General features: G+C 73.4%; 16 protein-coding genes and 2 pseudogenes. 12 read left to right on the forward strand and 6 right to left on the reverse strand.

Annotation, left to right across the window (positions count from 1 at the left end; translation table 11 throughout):
- Positions 1-19: 19 nt before the first annotated feature.
- The 9 genes from ACLGIH_RS07915 to ACLGIH_RS07955 all read left to right on the forward strand — a co-directional run bounded on the left by ACLGIH_RS07915 (position 20) and on the right by ACLGIH_RS07955 (position 9,471).
- Positions 20-1,150 (forward strand): FAD-dependent oxidoreductase, encoded by a 1,131-nt coding sequence (locus tag ACLGIH_RS07915; RefSeq protein ID WP_416524518.1) that lies wholly within the window; start codon positions 20-22, stop codon positions 1,148-1,150.
- Positions 1,147-2,205 (forward strand): amidohydrolase family protein, encoded by a 1,059-nt coding sequence (locus ACLGIH_RS07920; RefSeq protein WP_416524519.1) that lies wholly within the window; start codon positions 1,147-1,149, stop codon positions 2,203-2,205. Before ACLGIH_RS07915 ends, ACLGIH_RS07920 begins: the two co-directional genes overlap by 4 nt.
- Positions 2,202-3,140, forward strand: coding sequence for a VOC family protein (locus ACLGIH_RS07925; RefSeq protein WP_416524520.1), 939 nt, complete (start codon positions 2,202-2,204; stop codon positions 3,138-3,140). The genes ACLGIH_RS07920 and ACLGIH_RS07925 overlap by 4 nt, the downstream gene beginning before the upstream one ends.
- Positions 3,141-3,234: 94 nt before the next feature.
- The gene (locus ACLGIH_RS07930) at positions 3,235-4,206 is read left to right on the forward strand and encodes a fumarylacetoacetate hydrolase family protein (RefSeq protein WP_416524521.1); all 972 of its coding nucleotides are present in this window, start codon (positions 3,235-3,237) and stop codon (positions 4,204-4,206) included.
- A 187-nt stretch (positions 4,207-4,393) separates the two neighbouring features.
- Positions 4,394-5,662 carry an FAD-dependent monooxygenase gene (locus ACLGIH_RS07935; RefSeq protein WP_416524522.1) on the forward strand — a complete coding sequence of 423 codons (1,269 nt, stop codon included), beginning with the start codon at positions 4,394-4,396 and terminating at the stop codon, positions 5,660-5,662.
- Positions 5,659-6,702, forward strand: coding sequence for a cupin domain-containing protein (locus ACLGIH_RS07940; protein ID WP_416524523.1), 1,044 nt, complete (start codon positions 5,659-5,661; stop codon positions 6,700-6,702). Before ACLGIH_RS07935 ends, ACLGIH_RS07940 begins: the two co-directional genes overlap by 4 nt.
- A 36-nt stretch (positions 6,703-6,738) precedes the next feature.
- Positions 6,739-7,608 (forward strand): fumarylacetoacetate hydrolase family protein, encoded by an 870-nt coding sequence (locus tag ACLGIH_RS07945; protein ID WP_416524524.1) that lies wholly within the window; start codon positions 6,739-6,741, stop codon positions 7,606-7,608.
- A gap of 102 nt (positions 7,609-7,710) precedes the next feature.
- Positions 7,711-8,160 (forward strand): MarR family winged helix-turn-helix transcriptional regulator, encoded by a 450-nt coding sequence (locus ACLGIH_RS07950; RefSeq protein WP_416524525.1) that lies wholly within the window; start codon positions 7,711-7,713, stop codon positions 8,158-8,160.
- A 273-nt stretch (positions 8,161-8,433) separates the two neighbouring features.
- Positions 8,434-9,471, forward strand: a complete 1,038-nt coding sequence (locus ACLGIH_RS07955; protein WP_416524526.1) for a fatty acid desaturase family protein — start codon at positions 8,434-8,436, stop codon at positions 9,469-9,471.
- 47 nt (positions 9,472-9,518) lie between these two features.
- Here ACLGIH_RS07955 and ACLGIH_RS07960 read toward each other — a convergent pair whose 3' ends face one another.
- From ACLGIH_RS07960 to ACLGIH_RS07975, 4 genes are all read right to left on the reverse strand, one after another.
- Positions 9,519-10,199, reverse strand: a complete 681-nt coding sequence (locus ACLGIH_RS07960) for a hypothetical protein (protein WP_416524527.1) — start codon at positions 10,197-10,199, stop codon at positions 9,519-9,521.
- Complete coding sequence (locus tag ACLGIH_RS07965; RefSeq protein ID WP_416524528.1) at positions 10,196-10,567, reverse strand: STAS domain-containing protein; 372 nt, start codon at positions 10,565-10,567, stop codon at positions 10,196-10,198. The genes ACLGIH_RS07960 and ACLGIH_RS07965 overlap by 4 nt, the downstream gene beginning before the upstream one ends.
- A gap of 161 nt (positions 10,568-10,728) precedes the next feature.
- Positions 10,729-11,001 (reverse strand): hypothetical protein, encoded by a 273-nt coding sequence (locus ACLGIH_RS07970; RefSeq protein ID WP_416524529.1) that lies wholly within the window; start codon positions 10,999-11,001, stop codon positions 10,729-10,731.
- A gap of 5 nt (positions 11,002-11,006) precedes the next feature.
- Complete coding sequence (locus tag ACLGIH_RS07975; protein ID WP_416524530.1) at positions 11,007-11,597, reverse strand: DUF5994 family protein; 591 nt, start codon at positions 11,595-11,597, stop codon at positions 11,007-11,009.
- A gap of 259 nt (positions 11,598-11,856) precedes the next feature.
- On the opposite strand from ACLGIH_RS07975, the gene ACLGIH_RS07980 reads away from it, so the two are divergent.
- Positions 11,857-12,117, forward strand: a complete 261-nt coding sequence (locus tag ACLGIH_RS07980; protein WP_416524531.1) for a hypothetical protein — start codon at positions 11,857-11,859, stop codon at positions 12,115-12,117.
- 100 nt (positions 12,118-12,217) lie between these two features.
- Here ACLGIH_RS07980 and ACLGIH_RS07985 read toward each other — a convergent pair whose 3' ends face one another.
- Together ACLGIH_RS07985 and ACLGIH_RS07990 are read right to left on the reverse strand one after the other, a co-directional pair.
- The gene (locus tag ACLGIH_RS07985) at positions 12,218-12,388 is read right to left on the reverse strand and encodes a hypothetical protein (protein ID WP_416524532.1); all 171 of its coding nucleotides are present in this window, start codon (positions 12,386-12,388) and stop codon (positions 12,218-12,220) included.
- 36 nt (positions 12,389-12,424) lie between these two features.
- Positions 12,425-12,781, reverse strand: coding sequence for a PRC-barrel domain-containing protein (locus ACLGIH_RS07990; protein ID WP_416524533.1), 357 nt, complete (start codon positions 12,779-12,781; stop codon positions 12,425-12,427).
- Positions 12,782-12,902: 121 nt separating this feature from the next.
- Here ACLGIH_RS07990 and ACLGIH_RS07995 point away from each other — a divergent pair.
- Positions 12,903-13,106: pseudogene (locus tag ACLGIH_RS07995) on the forward strand (HTTM domain-containing protein); the annotation flags it as partial.
- Between the two features lie 517 nt (positions 13,107-13,623).
- A pseudogene (locus ACLGIH_RS08000) lies at positions 13,624-18,180 on the forward strand (acyltransferase domain-containing protein); the annotation flags it as partial.
- Positions 18,181-18,196: the final 16 nt, after the last annotated feature.

An 18,196-nucleotide genomic window follows, 5' to 3' on the forward strand; every position in this document is an offset into this window, starting at 1 on the left:
CGGAACGAAGGAGTTCCCCATGAGCACAGCCCGTACGGTCCTGGTGATCGGCGGAGGCGCGGCCGGCAGCGCCGTCACGGTCCTGCTGCGCCGCGCCGGAATCACCGTGGACCTGATCGAGGCCAAGGACGACTGGAACGCCACCGCCGGCTCCGGCATCACCCTCCAGGGCAACGCGCTGCGCGTCCTGCGTGAACTGGGCGTGTGGGAGCAGGTCAGGGCGTCCGGCTTCGGCTTCGGTTCCGTCGGCATCACCGCCCCCGACGGCACCGTCCTGCACGTCCAGCGCGATCTGCGCACCGGCGGCGACGACCTGCCCGCCACGGTCGGCATGCAGCGCCCCCAGCTCCAGCGGATCCTGATCGACGCCGTCCGCGCCGGCGGCGCCACCGTACGGCTGGGCACCACCGCCGAGACCCTCGACCAGGACGGGGACGGCGTGTCCGTACGGTTCTCCGACGGCACCGAGGGCCGCTACGACCTGGTGATCGCCGCCGACGGCCTGGGCTCCACGACCCGCGCGGCCATCGGCATCACCGCCAAGCCGGAGCCGACCGGCATGGCCATCTGGCGCGTCGCGGCTCCGCGACCGGCCGGTGTGACCCGCACCGACCTCGCCTACGGCGGCCCGGCCCACATCGCCGGCTACTGCCCCACCAGCGACACCACCCTCTACGCCTACGTCGTCGAGCCCCACCGCGACCGCGCCTCGATCCCGCCGGAGAGGTACGCCGAGGAGATGGGCCGCCTGGCCTCCGCCTACGGCGGCTTCTGGCCGGAGATCACCGCCCACATCACCGACCCGGCGAAGGTCAACTACACCTGGTTCGACCGGATGCTCGTCGAGGGCTCCTGGCACCGCGGCCGGGTCGTGCTGGTCGGCGACGCCGCCCACTGCTGCCCGCCCACCCTGGCGCAGGGCGCCGCCCTGTCCCTGGAGGACGCGTGGGTCCTCGCGCGGCTGCTGGCCGAGGCCGGGAGCTGGGACGACGCGCTGTTCCAGGTGTACTACGAGCGGCGGATCGGCCGGGTCCGGCCCGTCGTGGACGCGTCCGTGCAGATCGGTCAGTGGCAGCTCGACGGTGTCCGCGACGCCGACGTGCCGGGTCTGATGGCCCGCACCATGACGATGCTCCGGGAACTGCCGTGACCGCCCGCCCGTCGCCCGGCCGCGACGCCTCGGCGAGCACCGGCGCGCGCCGCTCCCCCACCGTCGACGTGCACGCCCACGTCCTGCTGCCCGAGGTCGATGCCCTGGTCGCCGGCCTGCCCGGCCACGACGCGGCCCGGGAGCTGGACGCCCGGCGCAACGGCCCCGGGGCCCTCGCCGTCAGCGGTCCCATGGTCCGCGAGCGCATACCGAGGCTGACCGATCCCGCCGTGCGGCTGGCGGCGATGGACGCCCAGGGCGTGGACGTGCAACTGGTCAGCCCCTCTCCGTCGCACTACCACTACTGGGCGGACGCGGAGACGGCCGAGAAGCTGTACCGGCTCGCCGCCGAGGCGACGGCCGCGCACTGTTCGGCCGCCCCCGACCGGCTCCGCGGCCTCGGGCTGGTACCGCTCCAGCACCCGGGCCTCCTGGTCCGCGCCCTCGACCACGCCCTCGACCAGGGGCTGGCCGGTGTGGAGATCTCCAGCCACGCCCCGGGGCGGGAACTGTCCGATCCGGCGTACGAACCCTTCTGGTCGCGGGCCGAGGAGACCGGCGCGATCGTCTTCCTGCACCCCTTCGGCTGCACCCTCGACGAGCGCCTGGACCGGTGGTACCTGTCCAACACCGTCGGCCAGCCCGCGGAGAACGCCGTCGCCCTCTCCCATCTGATCTTCTCCGGGGTCCTGGACCGCCACCCGGGGCTGACGCTGGTCGCGGCGCACGGCGGCGGCTACCTGCCGACCCACATCGGCCGCTCCGACCACGCCTGGTCGGCCCGTTCGGACGCGGGCGCCGGCTGCGCCCACCGGCCCAGCAGCTACCTGCGGCGGCTCTACTTCGACTCCCTCGTCCACGACCCGCACGTCCTGCGCGAGCTGGTCCGCGTCGCCGGTGCCGACCGGGTCCTGCTCGGCTCGGACTTCCCGTTCGACATGGGCACCGAGGACCCGGTCGGAGCGCTGCGCGCCGCGCGTCTGCCCGAGGCCGACTTCGACGCCGTGCGCGGCGGCAACGCCTCCGCTCTCCTGAAGGAAGGACCGACACCATGAGCGCACGTCTGCTCACCCACCTGCGGCACGTCGACCTGGCCGTGCCCGACTACGACAAGCAGCTCGACTTCTACGCCGGCGTCTGGGGCCTGACCAAGGTCGCCGAGGACTCCGGCCTCTCCTTCCTGGCCGCCGAGGGCTCCCCGGAGCAGTACGTGGTCCGGCTCCGCAAGGCCGAGGAGAAGCGCCTCGACCTCGTCTCCTACGGCGCCGCGAACGCGGCCGACGTGGACACCCTCGCCGAGCGGCTGCTGGCCGGGGGCGTGCGGTTGATCACCCGGCCGGGGAAGGTCGGCACCCCCGGCGGCGGTTACGGCTTCCGCTTCTTCGACGTCGACGGCCGCACCGTCGAGGTCTCCGCCGACGTCGAGGTGCGGCGGCACCGCAGGATCGAGGAGAAGGAGTCGATCCCGGTCAAGCTGAGCCACGTGGTCCTCAACTCCCCCGACCTGAACCGCACGCGCGAGTGGTACGAGCGCCACCTCGGCTTCCGTCTCTCCGACACGCTCAGCTCGCCGCACATGGGCGAGGTCATGCACTTCATGCGGATCAGCAACCAGCACCACTCCATGGCCCTGGCGAAGGGACCGCACACGTCCCTGCACCACGTCTCCTTCGAGATGCGCGGCATCGACGAGTACATGCGCGGCTCCGGCCGGGTGATGCGGGCCGGGTTCCGGAAGATCTGGGGCCCGGGACGGCACATGGCCGGGGACAACACCTTCACGTACTTCCTCGACCCGCACGGCAACACGGTCGAGTACACGACCGAGCTGGAGTGCCTGGACGAGGACACCTGGCATCCCCACGTGTACGACTTCTCCCAGCCCGAGGTCACCGACCAGTGGGGCACCGCCAACCCGATGAACGAACTGGTCGCCAAGGAGTCCTTCAACGACCCCGACCGCGGCGTGTTCGTCGCCCCGCCGGTCTGATCCCCCCTCTCCCCTGCTCCGGGGGCGCGGCGCGCCCTGTCAACCGCCCTGACGCATGCGCCGCGCCCCCGGCCCCGGCCCCAGGAGTCGCACCATGCGTTTCGCCACGTACGAGCACCGCCACCGACCGCGGGTGGCCGTCGTCGAGGAGGACGGCACCCTCTACCCGCTGCCCGGCGTGACCTCCCTCAGCGGCCTGCTCACGGAGGCCGACGGCCTGCCGGGACTGCTCGACGCGGGCGCGGCGGCCCTCGACGTACCGCCCGGCCCGCACGTCTCCCGGGTTCGGCTGCTGCCTCCCCTCCGGCCGGCTTCGGTGCGGGACTTCGTCGCCTTCGAGGAGCACGTCGAGGGCGTACGGCGGTCCGTGGACGGCGTATCCGGCGTGCCCGAGCAGTGGTACGCGGCACCCACCTTCTACTTCACCAACCCGCACGCGATCCACGGCCCCGGCGACGGCATCCCGATGCCGCCCGGCTCCACCGTGCTCGACTTCGAACTGGAAGTCGCCGCCGTCGTCGGTCGCGAGGGCCGCGACCTCACCCCCGAGCAGGCCCGCGACCACATCGCCGGATACACCGTCTTCAACGACTGGTCCGCACGCGACCTCCAGTCCGCCGAGATGCAGGTCGGCCTCGGCCCGTGCAAGGGCAAGGACACGGCCACCACCCTCGGCCCGTACTTCGTCACCGCCGACGAACTGGAGCCGTACCGGGACGCCGACGGCTTCCTGCGACTGGCGCTGACGGCGGAGGTCAACGGCGTGACGGTCGGCAGGGACCTGCTGTCCAACATGAGCTGGACGTTCGAGGAGATGACGGCCTACGCCTCCCGGGGCACCCGCGTCGTCCCCGGTGACGTGCTCGGCTCCGGCACCTGCGGCAACGGCGGCTGCCTCGCCGAGCTGTGGGGCCGGCGCGGTGAGCGGACCCCGCCGCCGCTGAAGCCCGGCGACACGGTCTCGCTCACGGTCCAGGGCATCGGCACGCTCACCAACACCGTCGTCCCCGGCGCCGCGCCGGTGCCGCTGCCGGCCGGCCGCCGCCGCGGCCGGGAGCGGCCGTGAACGGCGGCCTGCATCCCAAGAGGCTCGCGTCGAATCCGTTGACACCAGGGAACACCCCGGCCACATGATCTGTACACAAATGATTGGTGTACGGATCAGTCGGATCGCATCACCCACCGGGACGCGACCGCTCCCCTCTCCTCGGTCACCACCCCCCTGCCCCTCCCGCCGACTCCCAGGAGGCCCCATGCCCGTGACCACCAGACCGCTCCGCCTCGCCGTCGTCGGCGGCGGAATCGGCGGACTGGCCGCGACGCTGGCCACCGCCCGCGCCGGCCACCGGGTGACCCTCGTGGAACGAGCCGCCCGGTTCGGTGAGATCGGCGCCGGCCTCCAGCTGGCCCCGAACGCCTCACTGGCCCTGGAGGAACTGGGCGTGCTCTCCGCCGTGCAGCGCACGGCGGTGGCACCGCCGCGGCTCGTCATGATGGACGCCCTGACGGGGGACCAGGTCACCGCCCTGGACCTGCGCGGCGCGGCCTACCGGGAGCGCTTCGGGCACCCGTACCTGGTCACGCATCGCACGGACCTGCACGCCGCGCTCCTGGCCGCCTGCCGGGAGCACCCCGCCATCACCCTGCGCACCGGTCACACCGTCACGGACGCCGAACAGGACACCACCGGCGTACGGCTGCGCTTCGCCGAGCCGGTCGAGGAGCTGACCGCCGACGCGGTCGTGGCCGCGGACGGCCTGCACTCACGGCTGCGCCGGGCCCTGGTCGGCGACGGGGATCCGGTCTGCTCGCGCTACGTGGCGTTCCGCGGGGCTCTGCCCGCCGAGCGGATGACCGGACGCATGTCGCACCACGCCGCCTCCGACGCGGTGATGGTGTGGGCGGGACCGCGCATGCACCTCGTGCAGTACCCGGTGCGGCGCGGGGAGCTGTACAACCAGGTCGCCGTGTTCGAGAGCGACCACTACACGCCGGACTCCGACGACTGGGGCACCGAGGCGGAGCTGGAGGAACGCTTCGCCGGCGCCTGCCCGGCCGTCCGCGACGCCCTGCCCCTGGTCTCGCGCGACCGGCGCTGGCCCCTGTACGACCGCCCGCCCACGGACGACTGGGTGCACGGCCGCATCGTGCTGCTCGGCGACGCCGCCCACCCGATGCTCCAGTACCTCGCCCAGGGCGCCTGCCAGGCGCTGGAGGACGCCGTGGCGCTCGGTCGGGCACTCGCCGGCGCCACCGACCCCGCGGACGCCTTCGCCGCGTACGCCGGCTGGCGGCGCGACCGGGCGGCGCGCGTCCAGACCAACGCCCGCCGGTTCGGCGAGATCTGTCACCTGGAGGGCATGGGCGCCACGCTGCGCAACATGCTGCTCTCGTCCCGCACGGCCGAGGACTTCGACGACATCTCCTGGGTGTGGACCCCCCACTTGGGACCCGGCCCCGGTGCCGGGCCCGGCCCCCGTGACCGCCCCGTGAACCAGCGACCGCAGGAGGACTCTGCATGACGACGACCGACGAACTCTCCTACAAGGCCCTGGAGGGGCTGGGAGCCGCCCCGCTGTGGCGGTTCCACGGCAACCTGTTCCCCGCCGAGCCGAAGAGCCGCGCCGTGCCCTACCGCTGGAGCTGGCGGGAACTCCGCCCGCATCTGCTGCACTTCTCCGGGACGCTCTCCCTGGAGGAGGCCGAACGCCGGGTCCTCATGCTCGTCAATCCGGGCCTGACCGATCCCCCGGCCACCGTCAACACCCTCTACGCCGGACTCCAGATCATCCTGCCCGGCGAGACCGCGCAGGCCCACCGGCACACCTCCAACGCCTTCCGCTTCATCCTGGAAGGCGACGGCGCGTGGACGACCGTCGACGGCGAACGCGTCTTCATGTCCCCCGGCGACCTGCTGCTCACCCCCGGCTGGCACTGGCACGACCACACGCACCAGGGCGACGCGCCGATGATCTGGCTCGACGCCCTCGACTACCCGCTGGTCAACGCACTCGAAGCCGGCTTCTACGAGCGGTACCCGCAGCGGCTCCAGCCCGTCACCCGCCCCGACGACGCGGGCAGCAGGCAGTTCCTGCACGGCCGCCTCACCCCCGTATGGCTCGCGCAGGACGGGCCCCACTCCCCCGTCACCCGGTACTCCTGGCAGGAGACCCGGCGGGCGCTGGACGCGATCGCCGACACCGCCGAGGGCAGCCACGTCGACGGCATCGTCCTGGAGTACACCAACCCCTGGACGGGCGGCCCCGTCATGCCCACCATCGGCTGCCGCGTCCAGCGCCTGCGCCCCGGTTTCCGGGGATCCGGCCGCCGCCACACGGCCTCCACCGTCTTCAGCGTCGTTGGCGGCGAAGGGGCCACGATCGTGGACGGCCGGCGGCTGGAGTGGTCCGAGAAGGACACCTTCGCCGTCCCCGGCTGGGCCTCCTACCGGCACGTCAACACGTCCGCCTCGAACGACGCGGTCCTGTTCTCCTACAGCGACGAGCCCGTGATGCGCTCCCTCGGCCTCTACCGCACGGAAGACGCCGACCCGGGCGTCTGATCCGCCACCCACCCGACACCACCCAAGGAGGCCACGATGCGCCTGGCCCTGTTCGACAAGGGGCGACTCGGACTCGTCGACGGCGACGACCTCGTCGACGTGACCGATCAGCTCGCCGGATCCGACGCCCCCGGTGCGGCAGGCGCGCTGCACCGGCACATCGAGACCGCCGCCCTCGGCGGTGCGGCGACCCGGGTCGACCTCACCGGCCGCGCACGCCTCCCGCTCGCCGAGGCGGTCCTCGAGGCCCCGCTGCCCCGACCGGGCAAGATCATCGGTGCGCCGGTCAACTACCTCGACCACAAGGCCGAGATGAAGTACACCACCTCCGTCGCCGACCTCGGCGTGTTCCTCAAGGCCAGCTCCTCCGTCATCGGCCCGGGCCAGGACATCGTCCTGCCCTACAGCGACAAGCGCACCGACCAGGAGGGCGAGCTGGGCGTCGTCATCGGCCGCACCGCCTCGCACGTCGGCCCGGACGACGCGCTGGACCACGTCTTCGGCTACACGTGCGTGCTGGACATCACCGTCCGTTCCGGCGAGGACCGCTCCACCCGCAAGTCCTTCGACACGTTCACCCCCATCGGGCCGTGGATCGTGACCGCCGACGAGATCCCGGACCCGGACTCCCTCGGCCTGCGCTGCGACGTGGGCGGCAGCACCCGGCAGCGCACCAGCACCGCCGACCTGATCTTCGGCGTCCGCGAGCTGATCGCCTACACCTCCTCCGTCATGACCCTGCACCCCGGCGACGTGATCGCCACCGGCACGCCGGCCGGAGTCGGGCCTCTCGCCCACGGGGACCGCGTCGTCCTGGAGATCGAGAAGGTCGGCCGTCTGGAGGTGGGCGTCGACGGCTCCCGGGCCACCCCCTACGCGCGGCGTCCCGGGCGCCGCGGCCGCTGACGCCGCAGCCGCCCGCGAGGTGGTGCCGGGGGCTCGTAGACTCCCAGGCGAGCCGGCGGCTCCCGGCCCGGCACCACCTCGGCGACGGACGGACGGACCACTGTGGCGCGCGCACTGGAACTGCACAACTACGTCGGGCACCTGATCCGGCGTGCGGAACAGGTGCACACCGCCCTCTGGTCCCGGCACGTGTCCCGGGAGATCACCTCCCAGCAGTTCGCCGTCCTCAACGCCCTCGGCCGGGACCCCGGCATCGACCAGCGCACGCTGGCCCGCCTCACCTCGCTGGACCGCTCGACCGTCAACCAGATGCTCCGCCGTCTCACCGATCAGAACTATGTGGCCCAGGTGCGGGACGAGGAGGACCGCAGGCGCACCCTGCTGAGTCTCACCGACGAAGGCGCCGAGCTGCTCGAGTCGTTGATCGCGCCGGCGGAGGAGATCAACGAGCGGCTCCTCGACTCACTCCCCGCGAGCGAACGGGAACTGGCCGTCACCGTCCTCCGCCGCATCGCCTCCCTGGACACGGAGGCGCACCCCGGCACCGGGTGAGGACCGGCCCCGGCACTCGACGGGCCGCGGAATCGCCACGCACTCCACGGGACGGTGTGAGGCGTGCCCGGCGGGGAACCCACCCCTGAGTGGGCTTGCGCAACCGTCGGCCGACGGTGCGGCCGGTGCCTTCCTTCACAGTCCCGCCAGACGCTCGCACCGGTGGAGGACTTGCACCGGTGGAGGATGCACCGATGGAGGAAGCACCTCCCGCACGCGGCCGGTTCCAGCGGCTCCCGGCCACCTGACCATCTATCTGAGAGCCTCGTCATCATGACCAGTTCCCCCGTCCACCCCGCGCGCTCGCAGGCCACCGGCAGTGACTTCGCACGGTTGTCGAGGAAGATCGCGGATGCCGGACTGCTGGCCCGCCGCCCCGGCTACTACACCCTCCGGATCACCGCGGTGGCGGTGCTCTACCTCGGCGGCTGGGCCGCCTTCGCACTCGTCGGCGCCAGTTGGTGGACACTGGCGGTCGCCGCCTTCCTGGCCATCGCCTTCGGACAGGTCGCCCTGGTCGCCCATGACGTGGCCCACCGCCAGGTGTTCCGCCGGCGCCGGGCGAGCGAGACGGCCGGACGGATCGCCGGAGCCGGCATCGGCATGGGGTACGGCTGGTGGCAGGACAAGCACACCCGTCACCACGCCAACCCCAACAACGAGGACCTCGACCCCGACGTCGATCCCGACCTGCTGATCTGGTCCCAGGACCAGGCCCGGGCGGCGACGGGACTCCCCCGCCTGATCGGCCGCCGGCAGGCCTTCCTGTTCTTCCCGCTCCTGACGCTGGAGGGTTTCAACCTGCACGTCTCCAGCGGGAGGGCGCTGGCCAACCGCTCGCTCAAGCACCGGACGCTCGACGGCGCCCTGCTGTTCGCGCACTGCGCGGTCTACCTGACCGCCCTGTTCTGGGTCCTGCCGCTCGGCATGGCGATCGCCTTCATCGCCGTCCACCAGGGTCTGTTCGGCCTCTATCTCGGAGCCCTCTTCGCCCCCAACCACAAGGGCATGCCGATGATCAAGGGCGACCGTCCGGACTTCCTCCGCCGCCAGGTGCTCACCTCACGCAACGTGACCGGCGGCTGGTTCACCGACATCGCGCTGGGCGGGCTGAACCACCAGATCGAACACCACCTGTTCCCCAGCATGCCCAGCCCCAACCTGCGCAAGGCCCGGGCCCTCGTCCGGCACCACTGTGCGGAACTGGGCGTGGACTACGTGGAGACCGGGCTGATCGCCTCCTACCGCCAGGCGCTCACCAGCCTCCACCGGGCAGGAGCACCCCTGCGGAACAGGCCCGCGCACGTCTGAGGGCCTGTTGCGAAGTGGCGTCGGTGGCGTCGTCGTGACCGCCGCCGTCAACGGTGCCGCTGGGTGCGGTTCTCGTGCGCGAGCCCGTGCGGACGGGCGGCGGTACGCGGTCCGAGGTCGAGGATCAGGGCCCGCAGCGGCACGGGGGCCGGCGGCCGGAGTGCCGACGGGTCCGGCGACCTCAGGACCCGCCCGACGTCCTGCCAGCCCCGGGACCGGAAGGCGTCGAGGGCCACCGGGTCGGCCTCGCTCACCAGCGTCGCCCCGAGCGAGGCGTGGTGATCGGCGAGCAGCCGCTCCTGGAGCCTGCGGGCCACGGCGTCCTGCTGCTCCGTGTACGGGTGCACCAGGGTTTCCGTGACCGCGAAGACATGTCCGGACGCGGTGAGTTGCCCGACGCCCTGCGGGAGGGTCCCTTCGAACCCCCGCCACCACGTCCCGTCCCGCCCTACGGGGAAGCCGTAGGCGCACCCGGCGAAGGCCGTGTCCTCCGCGATCAGCAGGGCGAACCCCGGCCGCCGGACGGCTGCGGTGAGCCTGCGGAGGAACTCCTCCCTGCCCCGGTACTCGGCACCGGGTCGCGCCCGGGAGGATTCCACGTACAGATCGGCCAGGTCCTCCCGGAGGGTCTCGGTCTGCCAGCGGTCCAGGCGGCGCAGGCGTACGGCGTGCGCCGGGGCGGGTCCGCGTCCCTCATCTCGCGGCCGCGGTCCGGACGGGCGGCTCACAGCGCACCGCCCGGGGCCGTGGGAGCCCGGCGCACCGGCGGGCCGGCGGGCCGGCGGGAATGAATCAGGAAGCCGGAGTCGGTGACCTCGACGACCCGGGCCAGCGACTGCGGCGGCCGGTGCAGGCGCAGGATCATCCCGGCCTCCTTGGAGAGTTCCGAGGCCGCGAGGAAGACGTTCAGCCCGCTGACGTCACAGAAGGTGACGGCCGTGAGGTCGACGTCGACGGTCCGGGTGCCGTCGTGGAAACACTGCGCCAGCGAGGTGCGCAGCAGCGGGACCGTGGCAAGATCGATCTCCCCCACGAGGGTGAAGAGAGCCCGCGGGCCACGGTCTTGGCGGTGGACGTTCAGCTGGGGAGGGGGCATGGCTCCTCCTCGGAGGGTCGGAGACTCCGCGCGGCAGGCATTGCCGGGCCCCCACCGCCGTGACGGCGGGGGTAGCGGTGCGGATCGGCCGCCCTGGGGCGCGCCGGGGCACCGGGAGCGGTGGCGTCTGTCGCCCGGAGGCGCGGCGGGACCGGCCGGGCTTACGCCGGGCCCTTGCGGGTGCGGCGTCGCGGACGCAGCCGTCCGCGTCCGCCGTCGCGGTGGTCCCGGCGTCCGCCGGTGCCGCCCGTTCCGGACGCCCCGTCACGGGCCTTCCGCCCGGCCGGCGGCGCCGGGCCTTGGGCGACGGAGCCCGTGCGGCCGTAGTGGAAGGCGGTGATGCGGTCGCCGCGCTGCGAGTTGAGCCGGTGGATGAGGAACGCGCCCAGAGCGATCAACGCCAGCAACGCGATCACCGTCACGAAGGTCTCCATGGTCCTCACGCCCTCTGCGACTGGTACGGCAGCGCGGCGGTGACCGCCCGGCTCCGTGCGGGCGCGGCCGAACCGGGATCGCCGTGCCCTCCCTCGGAGTCCCAGACCGCTTCCACGGTTCGCTCGGTCTCGGCGGCGTCCCGCAGACGCGCCGCCTGCTTCATCAACGCGCTCCCGGAATCGGTGCGTTGCGGGTCGCCGGCGGCGGCCATCAGCCACTCGGCCGAGGCGGGAGGTGTCTGCGGCGGCACCACCAGCAGGTTCCAGCGGCCCACGTGGTACGAGAGCAGCAGCACCTCGTGCGGGTCCTGCTCGGCCAGGAACCAGCCCACCTTCACCACGTGCCCGGCGACGGGCACCTTGCGTGGCACGACCGGCCACCGGGTGGGTTGCACCGTGACCCGGGTGATCCGTCCCCACAGCGGATCGAGCACGGCCACCAGGGCGGGCAGTTCGGCGCCGAGGTCGCGCGAGCGCGGCCACCAGGCGCCGTCCAGCAGGGCCGGTGCGGAACCGGTGGGGGCGAGCGAGAGGCGCACGGCGGGCGCGGAGGGCCCGCCTTCGGATGTCGTCGGGCGGGAGATGGTCGCAGTCATGACGCGAGCCCTGCCCCGAGCCGATCGCGACCGGCCCGGCGTATTGGATCGCCGAAAACGACACAGGCACGGTTACCGGTGTTCGAAGAATCCTCGGTATTTCCAGCGTACTCCTCGGACCGCCCGAACGGGCCGTGCGCCGGCCGGCGGATGCTGCCCCGCGTCACACGCGGCATCCGGTGCCTCCAGGGCTGGCCCCCGGCAGCGGACGAGGCAGTAGAGTGATCAGCGCTCTGGTCCAGTCGCACAGCGAGGTCGTATGGAATCGCAGGAATCGCTCCCGGCCGGGCATGCCGAGGTCCACGTCGTCGCCGCGTCACCCGAGGTCGCCCGGCGGGTCGCGGAGGTTCTCCGGCGTTGCTTCGCCGCCACCGAGCAGCGCAGCTTTCCCGCGGGCGACGAGGGCGGCACCCGGCTCGAGCTGACCGTGGACACCACCCGTGCGGCGGAACCGGCCCACTCGTGGCTGGAGTCCAGCCGCCGGACCGGCCCCGCCGACCGGGAGCCCGGCCGGGAATGAACCCCGGCTCGAGGAACGCGATCGGACGCGGGACGCCGTGACTCACGCCTGCGCGGCGGACAGCCGGACGACAGGACGGTGAGCCGGACGCCGGGCCGGGTCAGCGGACGGGTCGCCGGCGGGAGTGTCGCGTCCAGCGCACGGCGGTGAGGACGAGGGCGGCCACGAGGACCACGATGCCGATGATCAGCAAGTAGCCCAGCCCCTCCACGACGACGCCGATGATCCCGAGTATGACGGCCACCAGGGCCAGGAAGAAGAAGGCTGCCATCGGGAAACGTCTCCTTGGTCGAAGGCCGGCACGCGGTCAGCGGCGTGCGAGCTGGCGTTCGCCCGCTGCGCCGGGCTGGTACGGCATGCCGTAATACTGGAAGATCGCTTCTTCCTCCTCGGCCGGCAATACGTCGTCGGTGCCGACCGACGGGGCTTTCCGCACGAGCTTCCTGTCGTACGCGGTCCTGACGTAGCCGGGTCCGAGGATCACGTCGTCAAGGGGGACGAAGACCAGACGGTGCCGGGTGGGCAGCCCGGTCTGGACGGTGGCCATGGCCGGTTCGTCGGTCGCGGTGTCGACATAGACCGCTTCGAGCCGGCCGATCTTGTGTCCCTTCGGGTCGACGACGTCGTGATTGCGCCACTCGCGGATGTCGGCTGGACGGATCATGTCTGTGCCTCCTCCCCATCCGCCTGCCCCCGATCGCCCGGTGCAGGCCACTGACTCCCGCCGGAGGGAGACGCGCCGGAGCGGCTGCGCCGGGACCGGCGCACGTACGGCGGCGCAGTCGGTGCCCGACCGCATCGCCGCGTTCTTCACCCTGGTGACCGGGCGGCCGGTCTTCTGGTACGCGGCGGCGGTGCCGCGGATCGGATACGGCCTGGTCCACCTCGTCTTCCTGCTGCGCGAGTTCCCGCACCGCGACCGGATCCGGGGGCGCGGTTCACCGTGGGCCCCGGGCCTGGCCAGGCAGTTGTCCGCCCAGACCGGATGGGCAGCCGCCGAAGCGGACCGGCCGGTGCCGAGCGCGGCCGTGGGCGAGTCTGTTCCGGCCCTGGCCGGAACTGACCCAGTTGCTCGCCGGCCTCCACGTCGCCGTCTCCGCCGTCTGCCACCTGACGGTGCTGCTGCGGGTGGCCTTCCCCTGTTCTCCGCCACGGTGATCGTCGCGGACGCCGTCTTCCTGCCGGACCGCTGGTACCGCTCCCTGGGGCGGCTGTGCGGCCGCGCTCTGCGGCGCGGCCACGGCAGCGGGGAAGGTGGCACGGCCCTCACCACCGCTCTCCGACACCGGTGATCGTTCAAGAGCCCGGCCGAGCGGCTGAATCCGGTGCGTTGGGGCACGGGTGTTCCCCGACGCGCTACCGGCCGCAGCGCATACGTCCTTGGCATACCCCCGAGCCACATGCCGAAATGACCACTGCCTCGCGAGATGGATCCGAAGGCGCTGTGGAGCGCGTGCCGGCAGCCGGCCGCCTCCCGGTTTCCCCGTGGTGAAGGACGGACCGCCCATGCATGTGCAACCCGGCATCGACGAGCCCGGAGCGGCTCACGACGAACCCGTCGCGGTCGTCGGGGCCGCCTGTCGGCTCCCTGGGGAGGTCCGCTCCCTCACCTCGCTCTGGCGGCTGTTGATGGCACGCCGGGAGACGGTGCGGGAGGTGCCCGCCGAGCGGTGGGAGCAGGCGGAGCTGGCCGGTCTTCCCGCCCAGGTCGCGGCCCGGCTGCGCTACGGCTGCTTCCTGGACGACGACGTGTACGCCTACGAGCCGGAGTTCTTCGGGATCAACGCGCAGGAAGCGCCCTGGGTGGATCCCGAGCACCGGTTGCTGTCCGAAGTGGTCTGGGAGGCCATCGAGCACGCCGGCATTCCGGCCCAGCGGCTGTCGGGCACACCGACGGGCATGTTCTTCGGGATCTACCAGAAGGACTACATGCTGCGTGTGCAGCGGCCTCTCGAAGAGGTCGACGCCTACGCGATGTACACCGGTTTCGACAGCATCGGCCCCGGCCGCGTGGGCTTCATGCTCAACCTCAGGGGCCCTCAGGTGGTCGTGGAGAGCGCCTGCGCGTCCGGGCTGCTCGCGGTGCACTCCGCCTGCCAGAGCCTGCGCACGGGCGAGTCGGACGTGGCGCTGGCCGGGGCCAGCATGCTGACGCTGGGGCCGGAGGGGGTCATCGCCCCGGCGCTGTGGGGCGTGTTCTCCCCCACCGGCCGCTGCCACGCCTTCGACGCCGCCGCCGACGGCTACGTACGCGGAGAGGGCTGCGGCGTGGTCGTGCTCAAGCGCCTCTCGGACGCGGTACGGGCGGGGGACCGGGTGCTGGCGGTGCTGCGCGGCACGGCGGTCAACCAGAACGGGCGGGGCACCCGGCTGAGCGCTCCCTCGGAGCCCGCGCAGATCGATCTCTACCGTCTGGCGCTGGAGCGCGCGGGGGTCGAGGCCGGTGACGTCGGGATGGTGGAGGCGCACGGCCCGGGCACGGCGGTGGGCGACCCCATCGAGTTCGCCGCGGTGGCCGCGGTCTACGGCAAGGGCCGCGACCGGTGCGCGCTGGGGTCGGTGAAGACGAACATCGGCCACACCGAGCCGGTGTCGGGCGTGGCGGGTCTGCTGAAGGCCATCGCCTCCCTGCGCCACGGCATGGTGCCGGCCAGCCTGCACTTCCGGGAGTGGAACCCGCAGATCGACGCCAGTGGCACGCGGCTGTTCGTGCCCACCGACACGACCGAGTGGCCGGTCGGGGACGGCGCCCGGCTGGCCGCGGTGTCCTCCTTCGGCATCAGCGGCACCAACGTGCACGTCGTGCTGGAACAGGCTCCCACGGCCTCTCCCGCCCGGCGCGCGCCCCGTCTCCCGGTGTCCGACGGGTGCGGCCCGGCCCGGGGCGACGAAGCGCCGCGCGTGTTCCCGCTGTCCGCCGGCACACCCGTGGCCCTGCGGTCCGCGGCCGGCCGCCTGGCCCGGTGGCTGAGGGGTGAGGGGTCACAGGTCCCGCTGGGCGATGTGGCGCACACACTGGCCGTGCGGCGCTCGCCCGCCCGGGAACGGGCCGCCGTCGTCGCCGCCGGGCGGCGGGAGCTGGTGGCACGGCTGGAGGAACTGGCGGCCGGAACGGTGCCTTCGGCCGGGGTGGCGACCGGCAGGGCGGTGCCGGACGCCGGGCGGGGCGTGGTGTGGGTCTTCTCGGGGCACGGCTCGCAGTGGGCGGGCATGTGCCGGCGCCTGCTGGACCACGACCCGGAGTTCACCCGGGTCATCGACGAACTCGAACCGCTCGTGGCAGAGGAGTCCGGCTTCTCGCTGCGGGAAACCCTGTGCCGTCCGGAGGTGGTGACCGGCTTCGACCGGGTGCAGCCGGTGATCTTCGCCATCCAGTTGGGCCTGGCGGCGATGTGGCGGTCCCACGGCGTCGAACCGGCGGCCGTGATCGGCCACTCCATGGGCGAGGTCGCCGCCGCGGTCGCCGCGGGAGCGCTGAGCGTCCGGGACGGAGTACGGGTCATCTGCCGACGGTCGCGCCTGATCCTGCGGACCGCGGGGCAGGGCCTGATGGCCTCGGTCGCCCTCGGCCGTGCCGAGGTAGAACGGCTGCTGGCGGAACAGGACGTCCGGGGGGTGAGCGTCGCGGTCGTCGCGTCCCCGGAGAACACCGTCATCGGTGGCGACGCCGACCGCATCCGCCGCCTCGCCGAGGACTGGGACGCGCGCGGCGTGGGCGTCCGCGTCATCGAGGTGGACGTCGCCTCGCACACCGCCCACATGGACCCGATCCTGCCCGACCTCGCGGACGCGCTCGCCGACGTCACCGGCGGGCGGCCGACAGCGGTCTTCTACAGCACCGTCAGCGACGACCCGCGCGAACGCGCCGCCTACTGGTCGGACAACCTCCGCCGGGTGGTGCGCTTCGCCGACGCCGTGCGGGCCGCGGCCGAGGACGGGCACCGGCTGTTCGTGGAGATCAGCCCCCACCCCGTGATGGCCCACCCGGTACAGGCCACGCTCGCCGCGCACGGCCACGCCGACACCGCGGTCGTCTCCTCCCTGCTGCGCGACACCGACGACACGCTGGCGTTCCACACCCACGTGGCGGCGCTGCACTGCGCCGGCCACCCGCTGGACTGGGCCGTCCGCTACGGCGACGGCGCCCTGGCCGACGTACCGCCGACCACCTGGGAGCGCACCCGGTACGTCGTCGACCCCTCCCCGCTGCGGCAGTCGGCCGGGGCGCATGCGTCCCCCGCCGCGCACCCGCTCACCGGACCGCACACCGCGGATCCCGACGGCGAGGGCCGTCACCTGTGGCAGACCCGCGTCAGCCCCACGACGCTGCCCTGGCTGGACGCGCACCGCGTCGACGACGTCGCCGTGGTGCCCGGTGCGGCGCTGTGCGAGATGGCCGTCGCCGCCGCCGGCGACCTGTACGCCACCGGCCCGGAGCGCGTGCGCCTCACCGGCATCGAGCTGCAGCGGCTGCTGCTGCCCGCGTCCGACGGGACGCCCGTCACCGCCACCGCCGAGGCGGCCGGCCCGGACACCGCCCGCTGGCGGGTGGTCAGCACCGCCGCCGACGGCACCCGCGTCCAGCACGCCCGGGCGCACCTGCACCGCGCGTCCGAAGGCAACCCCGTCCCGCAGGGCCGTGATCCGCGGCAGCTACTGACGGAGTTCCCGCATGCCGTGGACCCGGCGGACGTCTACCGGCAGATGCGGGAGGAACGCGGCGTGCACCACGGCCCGCCGTTCCTCGGCCTGCGGTCCCTGTACGCGGACGGGGCACCGGCCGACCGCCCGGGGGCCCGCCTCCTGGCCCGGCTCCGGGTACCCGACGAGGGCCGGGCCGGAGCCCAGGCGCTGCACTGCCACCCCGTCGCGCTGGACACCTGCCTCCAGGCCGTCGCCGGTGCCGTATTGCGCACCGGCACCGTGCCCGCCGGAGGCATCCTGCCCCGGCGCATCGAGGCGCTGCGGCTGTACGGGGCGGTCCCGCTCAGCGGCTACTGCCTGGTCACCCTCGGGCGGACGGACGGCGACCGGTACACGGCGGACTTCCGGCTGTGGGCGGACGACGGGTCCGTGGTCGCCGACGCCACCGGCGTGGAGTTCCGCCACGTACCCGCCGAGAGCGCCGAGGAGCGCTTCGCCCACCGTCTCCTCCGGGCGTGCTGGGAGCCCTGCGAGCGCCCCGCGCCGCGACCGGCGACCGGACCCTGGACCCTGGTGGCGGAAGCCGGGCGCGAGTCGTTCGCGACCGCGCTGGGCGCCGCTCTGGAGGAGCGGGGCGCCGCGGTGGACATCCGGACGCCCGCCCCGGAGGGCGGCACCGCACCGGTGATCCCGTCGCAGGCCGGCGGTCAGGAGCCGCAGGCAGTGGTGTACCTGCCCGCGCCCGGCGGTGCCTCCGCGTCCCCGCACGACCGGGCCCGGGAGCGGGTCGCCCGCCTGGTGGAAACGGCCCGCGCGCTGTCGGGCACCGCGGGGGACTCGGCGGCGCCGCGACTGTGGACCGTCACCGGCACCGCGCAGCAGGTCACGCCCGAGGACCGGCCGGACCTGGGCCAGGCGGGCCTGCGCGGGCTCGTGCGGGTCCTGAGCTACGAGCACCCCGAACTGCGCCCCGCCGTCCTGGACATCGACCCGCACACCCCGGTCACGGACGTGGCCGCGGAACTGCTGTCCTGCCCCGACGAGCAGGACGAGATCGCCTACCGGCACGGGACACGTCACCTGGCGCACCTGCGCAACGCCCCGCTGGACGAGCGGGAGCGCCGCCGCGCCACGGTCGGCCGCGAGCGCGACCGGGTGGCCCTGCACCTCGCACGCCCCGGCGACCTGGACTCCTTCGAGTTCGTCGCCCAGTCCCGACGCCGGCCCGGACCGGGCGAGGTGGAGGTCCGCCTCGACGCCACCAGCGTCAACTTCATCAACGTGCTCCAGGCCATGGGCGTCTACCAGCGCTTCAGCACCGGCGAGGAGCGCCAGGACGTCTGCGCGTTCGACGGCGCGGGCGTGGTCACCGCCGTCGGGAACGGCGTCCGGGAGGTGCGGGAGGGCGACCGGGTGGCCGCCATGTTCGTGGACG

The organism is Streptomyces hamibioticus (assembly GCF_047946815.1).
GTDB lineage: Bacteria > Actinomycetota > Actinomycetes > Streptomycetales > Streptomycetaceae > Streptomyces.